19 protein-coding genes are annotated in these 20,976 nt (G+C 42.2%); 12 read left to right on the top strand and 7 right to left on the bottom strand.

Going from position 1 to position 20,976, the window contains the following annotated elements:
- Positions 1 to 289 precede the first annotated feature (289 nt).
- From H6G41_RS32285 to H6G41_RS32300, 4 genes are all read right to left on the bottom strand, one after another.
- On the bottom strand, positions 290 to 649 hold the full coding sequence (locus H6G41_RS32285) for a hypothetical protein (protein ID WP_190752233.1): 360 nt from the start codon (positions 647 to 649) through the stop codon (positions 290 to 292).
- A 158-nt stretch (positions 650 to 807) separates the two neighbouring features.
- Positions 808 to 4,101 carry a leucine-rich repeat domain-containing protein gene (locus H6G41_RS32290; protein ID WP_190752235.1) on the bottom strand — a complete coding sequence of 1,098 codons (3,294 nt, stop codon included), beginning with the start codon at positions 4,099 to 4,101 and terminating at the stop codon, positions 808 to 810.
- 179 nt (positions 4,102 to 4,280) lie between these two features.
- Positions 4,281 to 4,640: a hypothetical protein gene (locus H6G41_RS36520; RefSeq protein ID WP_374939451.1), complete on the bottom strand. Its 360-nt coding sequence runs from the start codon at positions 4,638 to 4,640 to the stop codon at positions 4,281 to 4,283.
- Positions 4,641 to 4,655: 15 nt separating this feature from the next.
- Entirely contained in the window at positions 4,656 to 6,248 is a 1,593-nt protein-coding gene (locus tag H6G41_RS32300) for a helix-turn-helix domain-containing protein (protein ID WP_190752240.1), read from the bottom strand.
- A 1,018-nt stretch (positions 6,249 to 7,266) separates the two neighbouring features.
- Here H6G41_RS32300 and fdxB point away from each other — a divergent pair.
- From fdxB to H6G41_RS32350, 11 genes are all read left to right on the top strand, one after another.
- Positions 7,267 to 7,560: a ferredoxin III, nif-specific gene (fdxB, locus tag H6G41_RS32305; protein ID WP_190752242.1), complete on the top strand. Its 294-nt coding sequence runs from the start codon at positions 7,267 to 7,269 to the stop codon at positions 7,558 to 7,560.
- Between the two features lie 608 nt (positions 7,561 to 8,168).
- Positions 8,169 to 8,360, top strand: coding sequence for a hypothetical protein (locus H6G41_RS35505; RefSeq protein ID WP_242038129.1), 192 nt, complete (start codon positions 8,169 to 8,171; stop codon positions 8,358 to 8,360).
- Positions 8,341 to 9,198, top strand: a complete 858-nt coding sequence (locus H6G41_RS32310) for a cytochrome c oxidase subunit II (protein ID WP_242038130.1) — start codon at positions 8,341 to 8,343, stop codon at positions 9,196 to 9,198. Before H6G41_RS35505 ends, H6G41_RS32310 begins: the two co-directional genes overlap by 20 nt.
- A gap of 166 nt (positions 9,199 to 9,364) precedes the next feature.
- Positions 9,365 to 11,056, top strand: coding sequence for a cytochrome c oxidase subunit I (gene ctaD, locus H6G41_RS32315; RefSeq protein WP_190752246.1), 1,692 nt, complete (start codon positions 9,365 to 9,367; stop codon positions 11,054 to 11,056).
- A gap of 122 nt (positions 11,057 to 11,178) precedes the next feature.
- A complete protein-coding gene (locus tag H6G41_RS32320; RefSeq protein WP_190752249.1) occupies positions 11,179 to 11,460 on the top strand; it encodes a hypothetical protein in 282 nt (93 codons plus the stop codon).
- A 135-nt stretch (positions 11,461 to 11,595) separates the two neighbouring features.
- Positions 11,596 to 12,186: a heme-copper oxidase subunit III gene (locus tag H6G41_RS32325; protein ID WP_190752251.1), complete on the top strand. Its 591-nt coding sequence runs from the start codon at positions 11,596 to 11,598 to the stop codon at positions 12,184 to 12,186.
- A gap of 166 nt (positions 12,187 to 12,352) precedes the next feature.
- Positions 12,353 to 12,838, top strand: a complete 486-nt coding sequence (locus H6G41_RS32330) for a hypothetical protein (RefSeq protein ID WP_190752263.1) — start codon at positions 12,353 to 12,355, stop codon at positions 12,836 to 12,838.
- A gap of 384 nt (positions 12,839 to 13,222) precedes the next feature.
- A complete protein-coding gene (locus H6G41_RS32335; RefSeq protein ID WP_190752253.1) occupies positions 13,223 to 13,834 on the top strand; it encodes a cupin in 612 nt (203 codons plus the stop codon).
- A 217-nt stretch (positions 13,835 to 14,051) separates the two neighbouring features.
- Complete coding sequence (locus H6G41_RS32340; RefSeq protein WP_190752255.1) at positions 14,052 to 14,549, top strand: ArsC/Spx/MgsR family protein; 498 nt, start codon at positions 14,052 to 14,054, stop codon at positions 14,547 to 14,549.
- A 261-nt stretch (positions 14,550 to 14,810) separates the two neighbouring features.
- On the top strand, positions 14,811 to 15,023 hold the full coding sequence (locus H6G41_RS32345) for a type II toxin-antitoxin system VapB family antitoxin (protein WP_190752257.1): 213 nt from the start codon (positions 14,811 to 14,813) through the stop codon (positions 15,021 to 15,023).
- Positions 14,980 to 15,381, top strand: a complete 402-nt coding sequence (locus tag H6G41_RS32350; protein WP_242038131.1) for a PIN domain nuclease — start codon at positions 14,980 to 14,982, stop codon at positions 15,379 to 15,381. Before H6G41_RS32345 ends, H6G41_RS32350 begins: the two co-directional genes overlap by 44 nt.
- A gap of 202 nt (positions 15,382 to 15,583) precedes the next feature.
- On the opposite strand, the gene H6G41_RS35510 is transcribed toward H6G41_RS32350, so the two are convergent.
- Complete coding sequence (locus H6G41_RS35510; protein ID WP_242038132.1) at positions 15,584 to 18,253, bottom strand: SUMF1/EgtB/PvdO family nonheme iron enzyme; 2,670 nt, start codon at positions 18,251 to 18,253, stop codon at positions 15,584 to 15,586.
- 13 nt (positions 18,254 to 18,266) lie between these two features.
- Positions 18,267 to 18,698, bottom strand: a complete 432-nt coding sequence (locus H6G41_RS32360) for a hypothetical protein (RefSeq protein WP_190752259.1) — start codon at positions 18,696 to 18,698, stop codon at positions 18,267 to 18,269.
- A gap of 122 nt (positions 18,699 to 18,820) precedes the next feature.
- Here H6G41_RS32360 and H6G41_RS32365 point away from each other — a divergent pair, with 122 nt between their 5' ends.
- The gene (locus H6G41_RS32365; RefSeq protein WP_190752261.1) at positions 18,821 to 20,659 is read left to right on the top strand and encodes an SUMF1/EgtB/PvdO family nonheme iron enzyme; all 1,839 of its coding nucleotides are present in this window, start codon (positions 18,821 to 18,823) and stop codon (positions 20,657 to 20,659) included.
- 95 nt (positions 20,660 to 20,754) lie between these two features.
- Here the strand turns inward: H6G41_RS32365 and H6G41_RS32370 are convergent.
- On the bottom strand, positions 20,755 to 20,976 hold a 222-nt coding region (locus H6G41_RS32370; protein WP_199316437.1), incomplete at its 5' end, for a hypothetical protein.

Genomic DNA, 20,976 nt, shown 5'->3' on the forward strand with positions numbered 1-20,976 from the left:
ATTTAGCTACAAAACATCCCTTATTTACACTGTTTAACTTCAAAGCAGACGACAAGTGTATAGATTCTTCATGCATAGATGAGGGGGAGAAAAGGGGTTGCCGAGAGCAACCCCTTTTCTCCCCCTTAAAATGATTATCATTCTTGAGAAAACCTGTCTCTTGTTTTTCTTGGAATAATTTATTCTTTGGAAGTCCCTAAGGAAGCGTTAGCGATAACTTGGGGATGATTGCCAAGAATGAGGGAAACATGGTCAGTATCAAGAATATATCGAGACAAGCCACCAACCTCTACAAGTAGTATGAGGGATCGACTTCAGTGTCATCATCTGAGGTTCGCTCTGCGCGAATTTTATCCATGATTTCCTGAAAATCTGGATCGTTTTGAAATATACCAGCAAATTGCATCCAGGTAGATGGTGGCACATAAAGCGGTGCATCCCAAGAAATAGCTTCGATGTGGCTGACTCGCTCTAAAAAAGTAGCTTGGAGTTGAGCGATCGCTTCTTCTTTGGTTGTTGCTTCGACTCTAAAGTTAGGAAATTCAAATATAGACGCAGCAAACCCGCCATTTTTGAGGGTTTCTACTAGGAGTGTCACTTTGGGGTTGATGGCTGGCTGAGATTGCGTTACATTCACATTGAGCGCCATATTTCAAACACTTCGAGCGTTTTTCTTTTAATTTTACCGTACTCAATTTTCAATTATGGCGATCGCAATTTTTCATTGCTAGCGATCGCACTTAAAGTTATTTTCCGAACACTTACCTTTTTGAGTGCGATCGCATTCGTCACCTTTTTAGAAAATGGTTAATACTCATCGACAAACTGAGGATGAACCCACAGAAATTCGCGGCGTTTGTTCTGCACCCGCACTAGACCACCAAAACTAGGGTCTTTTTCTCTCAGAAGGGCGTGTAATTCTCGCAAAATTGGGCCTTGGGCGCGGATTGCTTCACCTTCTAAGAACGAAGCGTCACTCTTGGACTGTCCAGCTAAAGCCATATCGCTTCCTTTCAAGGTAGACTCGATAGTTTTTTGTCCTAGATCGAGTTGTTCTTCGATGCCTTTGTAAGTAGTGTCATCAAGTATGAACTTGGTTGTGGAAGCTGCGACAGGTAAGACTAGGCTGAGAGTTCCCGTCAACAGTCTGAGAAAAGGGACAGCTTTGGTGAACCATTCACGGGGTAACTCTAATTCATAAACTCCTTTCTTCTGGTCGTTGGGATTTAAGGCTGGAAGTGGTAGACGGGCGTGTTCGCACCAGAGGGTAAGTTGAAACTTGTTAGCTATCAATTTGGGGCGATCAAAAAATCTCGGATCAACAGGCTTAAAGCTGAACAGGCGGGGGCCATCTTTCGCTTCATCAGTGAGCATTTGCATCAGGGCTGCAAACTCTTGATCGACTTGGCTTAAAATTATGCGCTGCTCTTGAGACAATTTCTGAAAGCGTTCTTCATCTCTACGGTCTAAGATAACCAAATCTTTGCGGATGACTTTTAGCTCGTCTTTTACAATGACTCGGAACTGCTCAATGCCAATTTCTTGGGATGGGGGTTGATCTGTCGGCGCGTTATTCAGCAGTCGATCAATGTTTTGCCATTCACCACACCCGGAAATAGGACATGGATACTCATGACGATTTTTCTTTTTGCTTTCAATGAGTTTTTGTACTTCAAACAGTCCATTTCCAGGTGCATTCATGCTGCAAGGTACTATGCAGGGAACCATAACGTTACAACGCAAACCTTCCCAGAAATTTTCGACTAGCCATTTAATTTCTTCTGTGAGGTATGACAGAAAACGTTCTGGATAAGCTGCCCGCACTGTGATTTTTACATCAGTGCCAACATACTCCAGTAATGCCCGACCGTTGTAATCGTTGTCGAGCATCAAGCCCCGTTGCCAGTGGATGCTGTGTTCGTAATTCGTCCGCCCCAATGAGTATTTGTGCAACCGAACAATTAACTGGTAAAACAATCCTTCTGCTACTGCAAACTGTCCGCGACTGTCCACAATGCGGCAGATTTGTATTTGTTGTCTGTCTCCGGGTTCTGGTTGTTCTCCCCAATTAGGTAACGAGTCTGGGCGTGTATCGGGCACAAGTTGAGCAATGAGGCTGGTATTGCTAGTTTCTAACGGATCGAACACGACTTTGTAGGATAGATCAAAGCGTTCCATCAGCCGCAGAAAGATTGGATGCAGTTCTTTCGGATAGCCTTCCTCGCCTACAAATGGGGGATTACTCCACAACTGGCTGAGATGTTCAAATTCCACCAAACCGTTGCGTTTGCGTGTCATTTCATCATCCAGCACGAAGCTGATCGCTTTTGCTAGCCAGTCGGGTTTGAGGATGACGATATCGCGCAGTGTTGGGTCGTAATGGTAGTGGATGAAATGCCCCAAGGTATGGGAAATGCGAAGGAATATTTCTGCCTGCTTTTCATCAATTCCGTGTTCAGCGCAGATGGCAATAACATCATCGTAGGATAGATAGGGTTTATCGCTTGTCTGCAAAGTTTCTCGTACTTGCTGCCACTTTGCTGGAACGGAACGCCCCATTTCGGGAAGAGATGCGGCGACACGAGCAATAGTTTCTTTTAATTCTGCAAGCCCAGTGCAACCAGTCTTCTCCCCATTGGGTTTGCTGTCTACATGGAAGAAACCAAGCACCGTATCGCTGCCAAAGCAATCTAGAATTTCTTGTCTGTCAATGTCTGGTTGTCGCTGTCCGGGCCCACCGTGGGTTGCAACCACCAGTACCTTTGCATCTGGTTCTCGATTTTTGATCAGGGTAATCCATTCTTTGACAAAGCCCTGCTGGGGGCCTTCCCGTGGCTTCCACACTACCAGATACACAGCTGGCGCACTGAAAAACAACTGGTGCGTTGGGCGATAAACCCGTTGACCGCCAAAATCCCAACCATTGAGTGATATCTCTATGTTACTATCGGGAACAATGACGATTACAGGCTTAATCTCAATACCGTGAGTTGTGGAGCGGCCGTCAATCCATTCATCTCCCCGCAATGCTCCTAACAGGCAACTCTTACCCACCTCACCCTCACCAATCAGGATCAGCTTGGCCTCATTAAGCGTTACTTGCGTCTCGGCTTTTGCCCGCAGGTATTGCACAACAGCATCAAGCCCCTGCGCGTATGCCGCAGCTAGTTCAGTGTTCAAAGGGTTTTGGTCAAGTTTAAGTTCAACTAAATTAGCGAGTTTAATCAAACTGTGAGGCAGTGCCGTTAATTGGTTGCCAAAGAGGTAAAGCCGTTGCAACTGAGTTACAGATGCGATTGCCTTTGGCAGCGCCGTTAATTGGTTGCCAGAGAGTTCTAGCATTTCTAACTGAGTCAGAGATGCGATTGCCTCTGGTAGTGCCGTTAATTGGTTGCCAAAGAGGTAAAGCTGTCGCAACTGAGTCAGAGATGCGATTGCCTCTGGCAGCGCCGTTAATTGGTTGCCAGAGAGTTCTAGCGTTTCTAACTGAATTAGAGATGCAATTGCCTCTGGCAGTGCCGTTAATTGGTTGCCGGAGAGGTAAAGCTGTTGCAACTGGGTCAGAGATGTGATTGCCCCTGGCAGTGCCGTTAATTGGTTGCCGGAGAGGTAAAGCTGTTGCAACTGAGTCAGGGATGCAATTGCTTCTGGTATTGCCGTTAATTGGTTGTAAGAGAAGTTAAGCTGTTGCAACTGAGTTAGAGATGCGATTGCCTTTGGCAGTGCTGTCAGTTGGTTGTCGGAGAGGTCAAGCAGTTGCAACTGAGTTAGAGATGCAATTGCCTCTGGCAGTGCCGTTAATTGGTTGCCGGAGAGGTGAAGCAGTAGCAACTGAGTTAGAGATGCAATTGCCTCTGGCAGTGTCGTTAATTGGTTTTCGCAGAGGTGAAGCAGTTGCAACTGAGTTAGGGATGCGATCGCCTTTGGCAGTGTTGTTAATTGGTTGCCAGATAAGTAAAGCTGTTGTAACTGAGTCAGGGATGCGATCGCTTCTGGTATCTCAGTGAGTTGCATGAAGCTGAGATCAAGTTCTATTGCACCTTCTCGCCGTGCTTTTTCAATGCGCTGCTCTGCTTTTTTGTAAGCTTCCTCTCGTGCCATGACCACATCCTTTCTCTAACTATCAAAATCAGAGTAACAGCCTATACAGGTGGTTGAGCCAGAAAATCTCAGCCTAACATTTGAATAAACAACGAGCAACGCCAAGGTTAAAAATAGAGCCAACAAAATTGCTTGATGTATTTTAGTACGAAGTTGGGTTTTGTTGTAGTACTTTAGGATTAATGAGATTGCTTCCCTTCACGAGCCTGTTGCGAGCAGAGCGTGGCAATCTCGGTCGCAATGACAGATAATACTTTTGATTGCAACTTGGTATAAGATTGCGTTCTCCAAACCAATGCAACCTGAAAATTATAGCGTTCTCCAGGGCAGGTTTGATTTGTACATGTCGATGCAATTGAGTTGTCACCCGATGCAATTGAGTTGTAAGCTGATGCAATCGCATTGTATCCGGATGCACTTGAGTTGTAAGCTGATGCGATCGCATTGTATCCGGATGCAATTGAATTGTTACCCGATGCGATCGCATTGTATCCGGATGCAATTGAATAACACGACGATGTTTTGTTATTCAACTGCAAGATTGCACTAATATATTAAGCCATATTCAGTACTTTCCGTAATATTGCTTGGTCTTCTAACTTGGCTTTTAACCGCCCGTTTTCGATGTCGCGAATCCAACTTTGGCTTTTACCTGTTAACTTAGCTAATTCTCGCTGCGACAGATTGAGGTTTTTTCGCGCTTGTAAAATTTGTTCTCCGAGTAAATCGCCTGTGGTTTTGGGCGTTCTTCTGACTTTATTAATTGTCCGTCTTGGCTTTTTATCGGAGTCTGAGCTTTGATGCTCCCATTCAGTTGGTAAGTTAAAGGATAAAATTCGCGCATTCATCAGCAAATTCCACTTACCACGGGGGCCTGTATCTGTTAACCTTGTATCGCCACCACCATCATTTGTCCAAAATTCTAACGCGGCTTCTGGATCTTCGGGAATATCGGCTAACTTTGCCCATAGGGGTTGAATGTTTGGCGGATAGGTAACTGGATCAAATATAGGTTTAATTCCGTAATGATTAAGGATTTCTAAGTCGCTTTCAAATGTCCGCAGCAAACGTTTGCGTTCTTCCCGTTGTCTGGCGGCTAAAGTGACTTTTGCTTCACCGTAAGCAATACGCAGTAAGGTGGGAACAGTAATGCGTTGTTCTCTACCCATTTTGGTTTTAAACAGCAACCACAGCATAAGTCTAGCTGTACCTTCATGTTGCTGCCAAATACTCATTACGGTAGTTAATAGTGTTTTAGGGAGAATGCCATATTGATAAAATGCAGTACGTTCCTTACATGCTTGTTTATTTAAGAAATGCTGCGCCCATAGTCCAGCTTTGACTTTAAAAGTTAAACCAATTAAGTATTTGCAACCGATATCATCTTCTTGAAAGTGGTGTTCGATGTCTACTAAATTCCACAAGCGAGTACCAGCAATTGAGAATCCATTTACTCTACCTTGTGGCGGCCAGTCAATGGAAACAATCAAGGAACAAGCTTGCAGCACGATGTTTTTCATTAATGCAAGTTTGACATTTTTACTCAAATCTTTGCGTTTTTCTAATCCTAAATATTTCTCTAGTTGACGTTCATCAACGGCGAATTCTTGCTCCCAAGGTTGCTCTAAAGCGGTAGCATGAGCCGCAAAAATTAAATGAACACAAGCTGCTCTAATATCTAAAGCTTCAATAGCTGCAATATCTGTAGTCCGATTATTAGTATGACATGGGTCTTGGATATGAAATGCGATCGCGCCTTTACCTTGATTCACTTGGCGACTATAAGATAGATAGCCAGCTTCATCAATTTCCCAATTTAAGGATGTGCGTTGTGCTAATACATTACAAGCTTCCCAAATCACAATCGCTGACGCAAAAGCATTATTTTTTCCATTAGAAAATAAATCTGGGCTGGCAGCATCTCGCGGTTCTACTTTACATCTACCCTTTTTTGCTTGCCAAGGAATTGGTGATTTTATTGGGCAAGCAGCTACACATTGTGGTTCAGAATAATAACCTTCACAATTATTACAAAGACAAGGATCGATCCAATATTCGTTGTTTTCAATTTTAATTGCACCCGTCGGACATTGGGGACGGCAATTATCACATCCAACGCAACTGTTGTTAGGAATTGTATATGGCATAATGCACTTCTAACTATACTCGTTGAGATGTTGGCTTAAGTCTCCCCTGGATGTTTACTTTGTATTTATTACATCCACGACTCACTACCAGTTGATTTTGCTAACAAGAAAAGTTTTTCTTGCTAGGTAATCTGTTCATATTCATTCTGAGATATTGCATCCACTGGTAAACTACTTCAGGCTGATCGCCAGAGCCTTATCATTTACTTCTTTATTAACTATAGATTTCATAATCATATTGAGAAGTTTGTTCACAATGAGCCTGGGGAGCTTTCTTAAGGATTTTATTCGCAGAGATTCAAAGAGTATTTTATTTAGACCTTAAAACCTTACCCTAAGTGTTTTTGGCGAACATTAACGCTTATATTTAATAGTATTCAACTTATTTATTAATACTTTTAATATTTTACATTAGTTCATATTCTGCCATAAGTATTACAGTTTTGCAATTAAGCTGAGTAAGCGTCATGATTTGCTGTATTATGCAGAAATAACATTTGCTTTTTTGGTGTTTGTATCATCAATCAACTATAAATTATATAACCAATAATTTGCATCCTTACTATTAGATTAACAAAAGCGATCGCTATCAATAAAAATTCATCTGTATATCTAATTACCTTGCTAACTTCTATATGGAGTAAGCAAAAAAATAGAATTTTGGCAAGGGCATTAATTGTATAAAACTAGATTTTTATACTCATCGCTATTCATATAATTAATGTTTACTGCTAGAAGTTGTTGTTGATATTTTCAAAATTAACAATGCCTGGTTATCGCAGAAAAAGCGGCAAGAGATGTTAATTAAGTGTGACTTAAATAAAGATGATTGTTGATTATTGCTAAAAGCTTTCAATTAACATAGTCAATACATAAATCAATTGCAATTTTGCAAAAGTCAGAAAATTTTGATGATAGCTAAATCCGGCTTTGATGGCACAACCAAACTATTAAGATTAGGTTAGGATAATGATTAAAGCACCAACATATTTTTAGGCAATATTGCCGAGGATTTATCATGGCACAACTAACAGGATTAACCTTTGGAGGTAAAACTTGGACTCCAAAATTTGCTCAAGCAATTGACAAAGATAAATGTATCGGCTGTGGCAGATGCATGAAAGTATGCGGGTACAATGTGCTAGATCTAAAAGCTCTCAACGAAGAAGGCGAATTTGTTGAGGATGAAGATGATGAAGAAATTGAACGCAAAGTAATGGTTGTTGCTACTCCTGACAATTGCATTGGTTGTGAAGCTTGTGCGCGGATTTGTCCTAAGAATTGCTACTCACACGCCCCATTAAACAACTAGAATGGTTTGGCATTAGTCAATATTTTTACCAGTTCAAGGAGGTACTAAAAAGGCAAGGTAATTTGAGGGGATTGTCAAAAGGCGGCAGTGGTTCGACTACGCTCACCAAGCAGGCAGAAGGTAAGAAAGTGTGGAAAGTAAGCTTTATAACCTTGTGCAACTGTGTAGTTATTTATGCTGGCTATGTTGCTTTAGTGTTTACTCGATGTTGGTAAAAAGTTTGTAGTAAACAAATGCGTAAATCTTAAAGTGTTATCTATTAACAAATCCATACTTGCTCGTCAACTAGCTAAATTAATATTAAAGCTAAAAGTACTCTCCTGAACTAGGTTTTCGTTAAAGTTGCGGGATACTTTGTCATCAAAATAAAGATATCAAATTAAATATTTTGGGGGGAAAGATGTGAAAAGATCTGGAAAATTCCCCCCAATTTTTATAGGTGTAAGTTAGAAAAAGAGAAAGAAAACAAAACGCTGCCCTGTAGATGAAGGGAAGAGGGATGAGGAGGGTAGGGGGGTAGCGCCTCGACTTCGCTCGGCGACCGGGGGTAGGGAGCAGGGGAGCAGGGAGACAAGGGGAAATCACCGATGCCCAATGCCCAATGCCCAATGCCCAATGCCCAATTCCCTTTGACGGCGTTTTACAGAGCAGGTGGTATGTATGGAACAAATTCCCGTTTCTCTATGGACTTTGGTTGCTGGGATATTAGTTTCCGCAATCAGCATTTGGATTGGTCAGCATCACAGTCTATTACCTGTACAGGCGTCGTTACAAGCGCCGATGGTAGACGGGTTTTTTAATGTGATGTTTACGATCGCGATCGCTCTTTTCTTGGTAGTGGAAGGAACGATTGTGATTTTCTTGTTTAAGTACCGTCGCCGTCGGGGAGATAATACCGATGGTGTTCCCGTTGAAGGTAACGTTCCCTTAGAAATCTTCTGGACTGCTATCCCCACATTGATTGTCGTATGTTTAGGCATCTACAGCGTAGATGTTTTTAATCGTATGGGCGGGTTAGAACCAGCCGGTCATCCTCATGGCGGAACTCACGTAGCGCACATGAGCGGTAGTGCTATGGCGGCTACTTTGGATGAGCCAGGAACAGCTCAAGCTGCACCCAAAATTGGCATTGGTGCAACATCTACAACCCAAAACAAAGCACCGGATTTAGTTGTTGATGTCCAAGGGATGCAGTACGCTTGGATCTTTAACTATCCCGAAAGTGGCATTACTTCTGGGGAATTACATGTTCCCGTTGGTGCTGATGTGCAACTCAATTTGTCAGCACAAGATGTAATTCACTCGTTCTGGGTACCAAATTTCCGCATCAAGCAAGATGCAATTCCTGGTATGGCTACTCAATTGCGGTTTGTCGCCACAAAGCCTGGTACATATCCTGTAGTTTGCGCTGAACTGTGCGGTGGTTATCACGGTTCGATGCGATCTGAGGTAGTTGTGCATACTCCAGAAGAGTATCAAAGCTGGTTAGCAGAAAACCAAATTGCCCAAAAGCCAGATTTGCATCAAGCGATCGCAATTAACCCAGCTGACTTATCAACATCCGAGTTTCTTGCACCCCATGTAAAAGATTTGGGCGTGAATGCAGCAACTCTAGAGTCAATGGTCAAGAGTCATTAGTCAATGGTCAAGAGTCAATGGTCATTGTTTATAAGTTTTAAACGACTGACAACTGACAACTGTAAGGGCGGGTTCACAGATATCTTCGTCGATCAACCACGATCGTGCATAAACCCGCCCCTACTAACAACTGACAACTGACAACTAACAACTGACAACTAAGCAAATGACAAAAGTAGAATTTCCGCGAAATACGCCACCAGATAAGAATAAAGGTCAAAATCTGGTGGTTGGTCACGCTGCACATCCCACAGCTTGGAGATGGCAGGATTATTTTACCTTTAATGTGGATCACAAGGTCATTGGGATTCAATACCTAGTGACAGCCTTTGTGTTTTATATTATTGGCGGTTTGATGGCAATGGCAATTCGGGTTGAATTGTCAACCCCGGAAGCTGATTTCATCGACCCCAATCTTTACAACGCTTTCATGACAAACCACGGGACAATTATGATTTTCCTGTGGATTGTTCCCAGTGCGATCGGGGGATTTGGTAACTTCTTAGTACCGCTGATGGTTGGTGCTAGGGATATGGCTTTCCCCAAACTGAATGCAGTCGCCTTTTGGTTAAACCCACCAGCAGGTTTGTTATTACTTGCTAGTTTTATCTTTGGCGGTTCTCAATCTGGTTGGACAGCTTACCCACCTTTAAGTTTAGTCACAGCACCCATCGCTCAAACCATGTGGATTTTGGCGATCGTGTTGGTGGGGACTTCTTCAATTTTGGGTTCCCTGAACTTTGTCATCACCATTTTGATGATGAAGGTTCCGAGCATGAAATGGGATCAATTACCATTGTTTTGCTGGGCAATTTTAGCAACTTCCGTCCTAGCACTTGTCTCTACACCCGTGTTAGCAGCCGGTTTGGTGCTGTTATTGTTTGACCTGAACTTTGGTACTTCTTTCTTTAAACCAGATGCAGGCGGTAATGTTGTCCTTTATCAACATTTGTTCTGGTTCTATTCTCACCCGGCAGTATATTTAATGATCCTGCCCATCTTCGGCATTATGTCCGAAGTAATTCCCGTTCACGCACGTAAACCAATTTTTGGCTATAAAGCGATCGCTTATTCTAGCTTGGCTATTTGCGTTGTCGGGTTATTTGTTTGGGTTCACCACATGTTTACCAGTGGTACACCCGGCTGGATGCGGATGTTCTTCACCATCTCCACCTTACTTGTTGCCGTGCCCACAGGCGTGAAGATTTTCGGCTGGGTAGCTACATTATGGGGTGGTAAGATTCGCTTTACCAGTGCCATGCTATTTGCGATCGGCTTGTTATCCATGTTTGTCATGGGTGGTTTAAGCGGCGTGACAATGGGTACAGCTCCCTTTGATGTTCACGTTCACGACACATATTATGTAGTGGGACATTTCCACTACGTTCTGTTTGGCGGTTCAGTATTTGGGATTTACGCCGGGATTTATCACTGGTTCCCCAAAATGACTGGACGCATGTTAAATGAAACTTGGGGACGGATTCACTTTGCGCTTACTTTCGTCGGCACAAACCTCACCTTCTTACCAATGCACGAATTAGGTTTGCAAGGAATGCCCCGTCGAGTAGCAATGTACGATCCTCAGTTTATTAATCTTAATCAGGTTTGTACCTTTGGTTCAATCATTTTGGGGATTTCAGTTATTCCCTTCGCCATCAACATCATTCAAAGCTGGATGAAAGGGTCTTTGGCAGGTGATAATCCTTGGGAAGCTTTGACCTTAGAATGGACAACCGCTTCCCCACCAGCAATTGAAAACTGGGAAGAATTACCCATTGTCACCCACGGCCCTTACGACTATGGTCACGATCACAGTAAGGACGTTCAGCTATCTGCAACACCGGAAGTCGGCACTTAATTAGTCAAGTGGAAGCTTCTATTCCTGTCAAGGTAAATGCAAATGCTGTTGATTTAATCTGGGAACTCGGAACTTCAAGCTTGGAACTCGGAACTTCAAGTTCAGAACTTGGAACTTCGAGATTGGAACACGAAACTTCAAGCTTGGAACACGAAACTTCGAGATTGGAACACGAAACTTCGAGCTTGGAACTCGGAACTTCGAGATTAGAACACAAAACTTCGAGATTAGAACTTGGAACTTCAAGTTCAGAACTCGGAAATTCGAGATTGGAACTCGCAACTTCGGGTTTGGAACTCGAAACTTCGAGATTAGAACACGAAACTTCGAGTTTGGAACACGAAACTTCGAGTTTGGTAATGGTACAGCTACATTTTTTTCACCAGCTTCCAGCTTCACCTTGACAAGACTAGCAGCACGCACATCACAGATGCAGGATTTTGGATGAGGAATGGAAATTTTACCGCTTCAAACCTCATCCTTGATTCCTTGATTCAAACTTCCAGCACCAACGTAGCAGAGATATTGCCCATAAATTTATGACCATAGCGACAACAACAAGCGAACATCACCAAGAACATCATCCAGATTTGCGAGTCTGGGGATTGTTAACCTTCCTAGTTTCTGAATCCCTAATGTTTGGGGGGTTTTTTGCTACTTACTTGTACTTGAGAGGTGGTACAGAAGTTTGGCCTCCTGAAGGAACAGAGGTAGAGTTATTTCTGCCGACAATTAACACCATTATTCTGGTGTCCAGCAGTTTCGTGATTCACTTTGGCGATAAGGCGATTAAAAAGAATAACGTCAAAGCCATGCGGTTTTGGTACATCCTCACCGCAATTATGGGTGCGGTATTCTTAGGCGGTCAAGTGTATGAATATGCCACATTAGGCTATGGCTTGACTACCAACATTTTCGCCAACTGCTTTTACTTGATGACAGGATTCCACGGTTTGCACGTATTTGTGGGACTGTTATTAATTTTAGGTGTGTTTTGGCGATCGCTCCGCCCAGGCCATTATTCTGCTACCAAACACACTGGCATTGAAATGGCAGAAATTTACTGGCACTTTGTAGACATTATCTGGATTATTCTCTTCACCCTAGTGTACATTCTCACTTTGTTTTAAATTAGGGACTAGAGACTAGAGGCTAGGGGCTAGGGATGAAAAGGGAGGACAAGAGAGATAAATAACAAATGCTCACCAATGCCCAATGATGCCACTTGCTTTAAGCCGGGAAACCCGTCCAACGCAGTGGCTCCCCAATGCCCCATGCCCAATCTTGGAGATTACTATGCAACTAGATGCGAATAAATTCTCATGGTTCCAAGTTCCCGAAGATATCAAAAAGCTGTTAATCTTAGCGGCCGAGACTTGGGAAAATACCGCAGAATCTGAGAAATATATGCAACAGGCTATTGCTAAAACAGGCGATTATACAGATGTTTTAGTAGCAGCATATAGGTACTTTTATTACAAAAATAATTATTCATTAGCATTGCAAACAACAAACCAATTATTAGATAAAATTAGAGCAGCAGAAAAATTTCCTGATGAATGGGAACAACTGCAACCGATTTTAGTAAATCGGAAAGAAGACCCCCAAATCAGGCTATATTTGAATGCTTACGCTGCTTCGGGATTAGTATTAGCAAAGCTAGGCAATATCGAAGAAGCTAAAATAATTAGTAGTCGAGTCAAAGCCATAGATCCAAATAACGATTTTGGAGCCGGAATCCTGCTAGATATTCTTACCCGTCCGCCTGAAGAAGAGGATTAATAATTCGTAATTCGTAATTCGTAATTCGTAATTAAGTTTTACACAGTTATGGGCAATAGCTGGAAATAAGACTGGCTATATATTGCCCTGAATATCATCTGTGTTTTAACTATCAAATAGCAGCACTAATTTTTAAAATTGGTGTTTGCTGATACCTATTTGATTACGAATTATCAATTACAAATGAGTAATTATTAATGATTGAAACAAAAGTCATGAATCATTCATTGTCCAATAACTTTCTTACCTTATCTCCCATACATTCTGCTACATTAATTCCTCCTCCTGTTGTTCGGATTGAACTTCCACCAATTAATTCGCCGTCGCTTCCGCCCGGCCCTGTTCTCCCACAAAATACTTTTCGATTAGTTTAGTTTAAAATTTATGCAAGGTAGGGATTTTCTTGTAGCTGGCGATGGCAAGTTACAAGCGTGTAAATCTGCGAGAGCATGGGATTTACTGCGAGAGAATTATCGTCTTTATCGGTTTTTAACTGAAGTTGAAGACGTTCTCAATGATGTTGATGATGAATCTAGCCGCTTACCAGAATTAAGAATGCTGGTAAGGCGTTTAATTGTCAATTCTTATTGGGTACGCAGTCAACATTTAGAACCTTGTCCGAAAACTGGCACTTCTGTGTTACTCATGTATGATGAATTAGGTTTCCCGTTAACAGTGCAAACAGTCACCTTTGCACCAGGGACATCATCGACAATTCATAATCATGGAACCTGGGGAATTGTTGCAGTTTTAAAAGGTCAAGAAAAGAACACAATTTGGCGGCGTAATCCTAGCCCCGATGCAGAAAATAAAGTTGAAGCGACGGGAGAAATTTATCTATTACCAGGAGATATTATTAGTTTTACTCCTGACGCAATTCATTCTGTAGAAGCAGTAGGTGATGAACCAACTGTGACTTTTAACGTCTATGGAGAAACAGATCCTAAAGAAAGATTTGAGTTTAATCCAGTAACTCACATCGCCAAAAAATTTTAGGCTCAATCAGCTATTGTGCTTTTAAGTTGCACAATCCATCATGAGGGCTTTTGACAGTCAACAGTCAGTAGGGGCGGGTTTATTTAGAATTATCGTTGATCGTTGAGGATATTTGTGAACCCGCCCGTACATTTGTCAACAGTCAATAGTCAACATCTGCGTAACTCTGCGTTGAAAATCACTAACCAGATAACAGATATAACCCGGAGATGAATCAATGGCTAGAGTAATTTTTTATGAAAAACCAGGCTGTAAAGGTGGTACTCGGCAAAAAGTGTTATTAACAGCCGCAGGACATGAAGTTGTAGCCCATAGCTTACTCACAGAACCTTGGACTGCGGAAAGATTGCGGTCATTTTTTGGCGATCGCCCCGTAGCCGAATGGTTTAATAAAAGTGCGCCACGGGTAAAATCTGGTGAAATAGTCCCGGAAAAACTCGATGCAGATACAGCTTTATTGCTGATGCTGCAAGATCCGCTATTAATTCGCCGTCCCTTACTCCAAGTAGGCGATCGCCGTGAGGTAGGATTTGAAGTGGAAACCATCGACGCTTGGATTGGCTTACAACCAGTTGATGAATCATTCCGGGAAATGGCGGAAAACCTGATGAGCAAAGACTTACAAGGCTGCGCGGGTGGAAATCATGAACACCACCACCATCACGAAGGTGGTTGTAAGGGACACGAGAAAAAGCAAACTAGCTGTAGCCATTAAATTTAATAACTGTTAACTGTTACGTCCCTTTCCAACTCGGTAAGGGACGTTCTTTTTGATTTAGTTAAACGACTACCCCAATTCAATGAACGACTAAGAACGAAACAAAGAGCGTTTGGCTTATGTTGCCACCTTGACAGCAAAACCTGAGTACAAAGCCGCTTAGGAAAAATTACCAGCTGGCAAAACTAAACATGCTGCACACATATAATATACAAAAGAACACATTATCCTTAAAACTAGTTCTCCAAGAGTCAGCCCGTGCAAATCACTCTTAACCTCGATGAAGCTCTTCTTAACGAAGCTCTCGAACTTACCAGCCTCACCACTCAAGAAGAACTGCTGAACCTCGCTCTGCAAGAATTTGTCCGCTTGCGTAGAAAGAAAAACCTTCTTGACCTCGCCGGAAAAATCCAGTTCACCCCGGACTTTGACCACAAAGCCCTGCGCGAAACTCGTCATGCTGCTGATTGATACATCTGTTTGGATCAGCATCTTTCGAGATCGCATTGGTCAAGTACGTCCACAGCTTGAAACCCTAATTGCTGATCGTCAGATTTTCCTTACCCGATTTACTCAGCTTGAACTGCTTCAAGGTAGCCTGAACGAGCAAGAATGGACTATCCTTTCTACCTACCTTGAAACACAAGATTACATCGAACCCACGCCTCATTCTTGGCAGTTGGCTGCACGCATTTACTACGACCTGCGCCGCCAAGGACTAACCGTTCGCAGCCCGATTGATTGCTGTATCGCTCAAGCTGCATTGGAGAATAATTTACTTTTGATTCACAATGATCGCGACTTTGAAACCATTGCTCAAGTGCGTTAGCGCAGCTTAACGAAGTTATCGCTCCAACATTTTCGCTTTCAACCCAGCTAGTAAACCTGAGTTCGGAATACTTAGGTGTAAGTAGGCTATTTATCACATAGCAGAAGTTGCTACCTATTTTTTGAAAAAATTTTTATCGCTCCGCTTAAGAAGGAAAAAGAAACAAGAGTAAAGGGGAAAAGGACTCAAGTGTAAAGGGCGACTAAAGAATTCTCCCGGAGGCGCACACAACACGAAAACCAACATTAGAGAAACTGGCACCGCGGTTACCGTAGTTGCGATACGCGGAACGGCAGCGTTGAGGATAAGTGTTCAAGGCACCGCCCCGCATCTGATAATCACTATTATTATCATCTATCCACGCACTTCCATCTGTAGGCGCTCCTTTATAGCTGGTATGCCTAGTGTCAAGACACCATTCCCAAACATTCCCGTGCATATCGTATAATCCAAAGTCGTTGGGTGGAAAACTTCCTACTTCTGTTGTTTGGTCACGATATGTGCCTTTTGGCTCAGAAGCGTAAGTATAATTGCCATTATAATTAGCTAACTCTGTTGTAATTGTCTCGCCAAAGTAAAATGGTGTCGTTGTTCCCGCACGACAAGCATATTCCCACTCGGCTTCACTAGGTAAGCGATATTTCCGCCCAGTCTTATCACTAAGCTTTTTGCAAAATTCTGCTGCATCATTCCAGGACACTTGCTCTACAGGGCGTTTCTCCCTTTTGACGTTGGATGGATTTTTACCCATCACTTGTTGATACTGTTCCTGGGTGACTTCAAACCTGCCTATAAAAAAAGCAGGCACATTTACATCGTGCTGCGGACTTTCATCTTCTCTTCGACCTTTCTCGTTTGATGGTGAACCCATCTTAAAAGAACCACCAGGAATAAAAACCATTTCTAGAGTTATACCATTACCCAAGTCCTCCTTAAAGGACTTAGCTTGCTTGTTAGAATTTTGTGTAATTATCTTTCCATTTTTATTAACTGTTACTGTTTCAAACTCAACTATCCGTGTTGATGTCAGTGTTGATGTCGGTGTTGGTGGTTGTTCGTTAAAAATTTTACGACCTACTACTGCTGTTACTAAACCTGCACTTCCTAAACCAGCCCATTTCAAAAACTTTTGTCTGGTTATTGGTGGTAAATTCGATTGATTAGGTTGCACATAGCTTGCTATGACTGTAGTTTCAATTGCAGTGATTTCCGCTTGTTTAAGTCCTAAAGTCCATTGAAGTATCTTTAACCGCAACCGAACATCATAACTATCAAGAGAATTTCTGCCTCTAATTATTGTAATTAGCCTCTGCTCATACTGCTGTAATTTTTGGCGATATTCTGCTTCCTCTCGCTGCCGTTTCTTTTCTGCTTCCTGCCGCTTCAGTCTTACGGCTTCTTGTTGTCGTTGTTTTTCAGCTTCTTGTTGCTGTCTAATTCTCTCTTGCTGCTGCTTATATTCTGCCTCCTTCTGAGCAATAATTGGCTGTTCAATTTGCGATACTTCTTTATCAGGAAGCTGTAAAGATTCTTGTAAATTTTTTAACTGTCTACGGCTTGTTTTATTTAAAGGAAATTCTTGCTCAACTGCTTGAATAAATTCTTGCTCATACTGCCGCAATTTTTGCTGATATTCAGCTTCTTGTTGCTGTCTAATTCTCTCTTGTTCTTGAAGTTGACTGTATTCTGCTCGCTTTTGAGCAAAAATTGGCTGTTCAATTTTTACAACTTCTTCATTAGTCAGCTGCAAAGATTGTTGTAAGCTGGTTAACTTCTTACGGCTAACTGTACTGAGGGGATATTCTTGCTCAATTGCTTGAGAAAAAGCTTGCTCATACTTTACTAAATTCTGCCGATGTTCTTCTTGTTGTTGAGCTAACAGTACATTACTTGCTGACCTACCTCTGCTTGAGGAATTCACAGGCTCAAAATTTGAGCTTGTCGGCTCAAAACTGCCTCGCTTACTGGCAATTCTTTCAATCGCTTCAATTGCTTCCCAATCACCACGAGATACAGCTAAAACTCTCACCCATAACTGTTTTGCTAATAATAAATCACCTCTATTTTCAGCTTGAGAGGCTTGATATTTTAATGGCTCTACATCTCTAAGGGTGGCAGCTTGCTCTAATAAAATAAAATACATTTTATAAGGCGGTTCTGCCTGCCAATAAGGATTTTGTGCCGCCTTGCCATAGCGACTATTCACAGCAGGAACTTGATGACTTAAATATTGCGCTAACCGCTCGACTGTGGCACAATTAGCCTCACCCTGTAGTCGCAATCCTTCTAATAAGGAATGGGTAAATGACCCATGTTGTAATTCATCAATTTCATAAGCTTCCTGATTAGCTGTGCAGGAATAAAAGGTAATAACTCCCTGATGTCTTTCCTCACCAATTCCTAATCCTGAGCGACTACCTTCATTTCGGCAAGCATCCAAAAACAACACTACATTACCAGCACCACTGCGACGCAATCTTTTAGTGACATAATCCACAGAAATAGCGGTTCTATCAACAGCTTGGGGATTACTATCCAATAACATCAAATAGTCTTTGTCTGCATATCTCCTACCATGTCCAGCAAAGAAAAACCAGAAATTATCTTCTGGCTTCAGCAAAGGAGTTTCAAAAAGTACGTCCAAGGCTCTTTGAAAGCGTGCATAAGTTGGTTGGGTAGGTATAGGAGGATTAACTGGGTAAATAGCTACTTGGCCAATAGATGGAGAATTTTCTGTGAACACAAAAACTTGTTCAAACTTGGCTTCTTTGAACCAAGTCACCATAGCCTCAGCATCCAACTGAGCATATTTTAATGGCAGAAGATTATCATATGTGTTTATCCCAACAACAATCGCCCAATTCCTACCCATCTTCAATTACCAATCATTTCCGCTTAAACTTAAAAGTCATCGCGCCTTTTCCGCCGGCTTTACCACCTAACCCAAACAAGCTGACTTTTCCTTCGCCATTAATTTCTACAGAAAGTTCAACCTCATCTAACTGCATTTTAGAACTCGGTTCTTCCGCCTCATCAAGCATTTCTTGCATAGCTTGGAGAAATCCCTTCATTTCTTGCTTGAGTTCAGATACTTCTACCTTGCGTCTAATAACTCCCGAGTCGCCTTGTTTTTTGGTGACAACTATTTCTTCTTTGGTTTGAATTCCGCCCAATCTTCCACCTGTATCTTGAGTACCGCTTCTGGCTCCACTTCTGGTGACGGTATCCGTGTAGGTTTCAGTGGTAGTATTTGAGGTTTCCGCAACTTCTTCGGTAATAATCCAAATTGCTTTAGGAGTGGGATTTTCTGCTGACATAATTTTAATTATGAGAATTATTTGTGATTTAACTAGGTTTTAGCAAGCTTCTAGCATTTATTGATTACCATTATTCAGTAGTACCACGTAAACTGGCAACAAGGCGAGCATAACAACGCAGAATGGCTAAAAATTGGGCGATCGCGATCGGCATTAATCAGTACAACAATCTTCAGCATCTAAATTACGCAAAACTAGATGCTCAAGCTATGGGCGATTGGTTTAAAAGGGACGCTAAATTTAATGAAATGTTCCTGTTTACCGAGGATTCTCCCCCAATTCCCACCAATCCATCGATTCCCACTCAGCCAACATACGGTAACTTGCGGCGGTTCTTAAGGGTAAACTTTGAAACGCCACTACTGGAAGCAGGGGATAATCTCTGGTTTTTCTTTGCTGGTCATGGTTGTCGTGAAGGCGATCGAGATTATCTTATGCTCATAGATAGCGACCCAGGCGACGTAGAACATACAGCAATCTCGGTAGATTATGTTACCCAAAGATTGCGCCGCAGTGGGGCAGATAATATAGTGTTATTTTTAGATGCTTGCCGCGATGAAGGAAGCAGACGGGGAGTAGGTATCGGTGAAGAACATCAGGGAGTAGTCACCTTTTACTCTTGCAGTCCCAGTCAAAAATCTTATGAAATTGAGCAATTACAACACGGTTCATTCACCCAAGCTTTGTTAGAAGGGTTGAGGATAGCTGGTGAGGGAAACTGCGCCACAGTAGAAAGATTAGACAGATATTTACAAGCAAGAGTACCCGCAATTAATCAACTACATCGAAAAACTTCGCAAAATCCCTATGTAAGCGCTGAACCTGCGACAAAATTACATTTAATTTTATTACCCGACTACGCGACGTTGAATGATATTAATCAATTGAAAATAGATGCTTTTCAAGCTGAGGTTAAACAAGATTGGGAATTAGCCAGACAATTATGGCTGCGGGTGAATGTGGCTGCTAGGGGGTCAGATATGCAGGTAATTGAAGCATTTATCAGAATTGCCAATAAACAGGGAGTTTCTTCACCATCCCCGATTCCTGAGTCTGTTACTTCACCAAGGGGAGAGAGGTCAGGATCTCCTGAATTACCAGTATTTAAATTTGATGTGGTGACGGTAAATAATAAAGGTCAAGAAGTTAAACGAGAACCACGCCAAGCTGAATATTTTACTGAAGATTTAGGCAATGGTGTCATTTTAGAAATGGTTTCTATTCCTAGTGGGAAATTTCTCATGGGTTCACCACAAGGGGAAGGAGATGATGATGAAAAACCGCAGCATCAAGTAACAGTTGAATCATTTTTCATGGGTAAATATCCAGTTACTCAAGCGCAATGGAAAAGAGTAGCAGCATTACCCAAAGTTAACCGCGACCTGGAAGCAAACCCATCTAAATTTAAAGGAGACAACCGACCAGTAGAGGAAGTGTCTTGGTACGATGCAGTTGAGTTTTGCTCACGCCTTTCCAAATATACAAACAAGCAATATCGTCTACCAAGTGAAGCAGAATGGGAATACGCCTGTCGTGCGGGAACAACGACACCATTTCACTTTGGCGAAACAATTACAACCGAGTTAGCCAATTACAATGGAAATTTTACTTATGCTTCTGAGTCTAAGGGCAAAAAACGTGGAGAAACAACAGAAGTAGGAATTTTTCTACCCAATGGCTTTGGATTATATGATATGCACGGAAACCTTTGGGAATGGTGTCAAGATGATTGGCATAGCACCTATAAAGGAGCACCGACAGACGGTAGTGCGTGGTTTGATGATAATACTCAACTTTATCAAAAACGAGGAAAAGCCGTACTGCGGGGCGGTTCTTGGGACAACTATCCTAAGAACTGCCGTTCCGCGTCTCGCAACAGCAACTATTGGGCGGTGCGCGACGACTTCAACACCTATATTGGTTTTCGTGTTGTCTGCGCGTTCGGGAGGATTCTTCGGTAGCCCTTTATGCTTTAGTCCTTTTTCCCTTTACGCTTGTTCTTTTTTCCTTTTTGAGTGTAGCGAAGCGGAACGATCAAATTTTTTTTAAGATTTAACTAAGTGCTTACAACACACCTTTGTATATTAAGAACAAAACCTTGACCATTAAGAACAAAACCTCGACCATTAAGAATTAAACCTTGACCATTAAGAACAAAACCTTGACCATTAAGAACAAAACCTTGACCATTAAGAACAAAACCTTGACCATTAAGAACAAAACCTTGACCATTAAGAACAAAACCTCGACCATTAAGAACAAAACCTCGACCATTAAG

The organism is Tolypothrix sp. FACHB-123 (assembly GCF_014697075.1).
Lineage (GTDB): Bacteria > Cyanobacteriota > Cyanobacteriia > Cyanobacteriales > Nostocaceae > Aulosira.

Bases quoted from the DNA above. Each gene is read 5' to 3' on its own strand.
- H6G41_RS32285 (WP_190752233.1), bottom strand. From the start codon at position 649: ATGGCGCTCAATGTGAATGTAACGCAATCTCAGCCAGCCATCAACCCC.
- H6G41_RS32290 (WP_190752235.1), bottom strand. From the start codon at position 4,101: ATGGCACGAGAGGAAGCTTACAAAAAAGCAGAGCAGCGCATTGAAAAA.
- H6G41_RS32300 (WP_190752240.1), bottom strand. From the start codon at position 6,248: ATGCCATATACAATTCCTAACAACAGTTGCGTTGGATGTGATAATTGC.
- fdxB (WP_190752242.1), top strand. From the start codon at position 7,267: ATGGCACAACTAACAGGATTAACCTTTGGAGGTAAAACTTGGACTCCA.
- H6G41_RS35505 (WP_242038129.1), top strand. From the start codon at position 8,169: ATGCCCAATGCCCAATTCCCTTTGACGGCGTTTTACAGAGCAGGTGGT.
- H6G41_RS32310 (WP_242038130.1), top strand. From the start codon at position 8,341: ATGGTAGACGGGTTTTTTAATGTGATGTTTACGATCGCGATCGCTCTT.
- ctaD (WP_190752246.1), top strand. From the start codon at position 9,365: ATGACAAAAGTAGAATTTCCGCGAAATACGCCACCAGATAAGAATAAA.
- H6G41_RS32325 (WP_190752251.1), top strand. From the start codon at position 11,596: ATGACCATAGCGACAACAACAAGCGAACATCACCAAGAACATCATCCA.
- H6G41_RS32330 (WP_190752263.1), top strand. From the start codon at position 12,353: ATGCAACTAGATGCGAATAAATTCTCATGGTTCCAAGTTCCCGAAGAT.
- H6G41_RS32335 (WP_190752253.1), top strand. From the start codon at position 13,223: ATGCAAGGTAGGGATTTTCTTGTAGCTGGCGATGGCAAGTTACAAGCG.
- H6G41_RS32340 (WP_190752255.1), top strand. From the start codon at position 14,052: ATGGCTAGAGTAATTTTTTATGAAAAACCAGGCTGTAAAGGTGGTACT.
- H6G41_RS35510 (WP_242038132.1), bottom strand. From the start codon at position 18,253: ATGGGTAGGAATTGGGCGATTGTTGTTGGGATAAACACATATGATAAT.
- H6G41_RS32360 (WP_190752259.1), bottom strand. From the start codon at position 18,698: ATGTCAGCAGAAAATCCCACTCCTAAAGCAATTTGGATTATTACCGAA.
- H6G41_RS32365 (WP_190752261.1), top strand. From the start codon at position 18,821: ATGGCTAAAAATTGGGCGATCGCGATCGGCATTAATCAGTACAACAAT.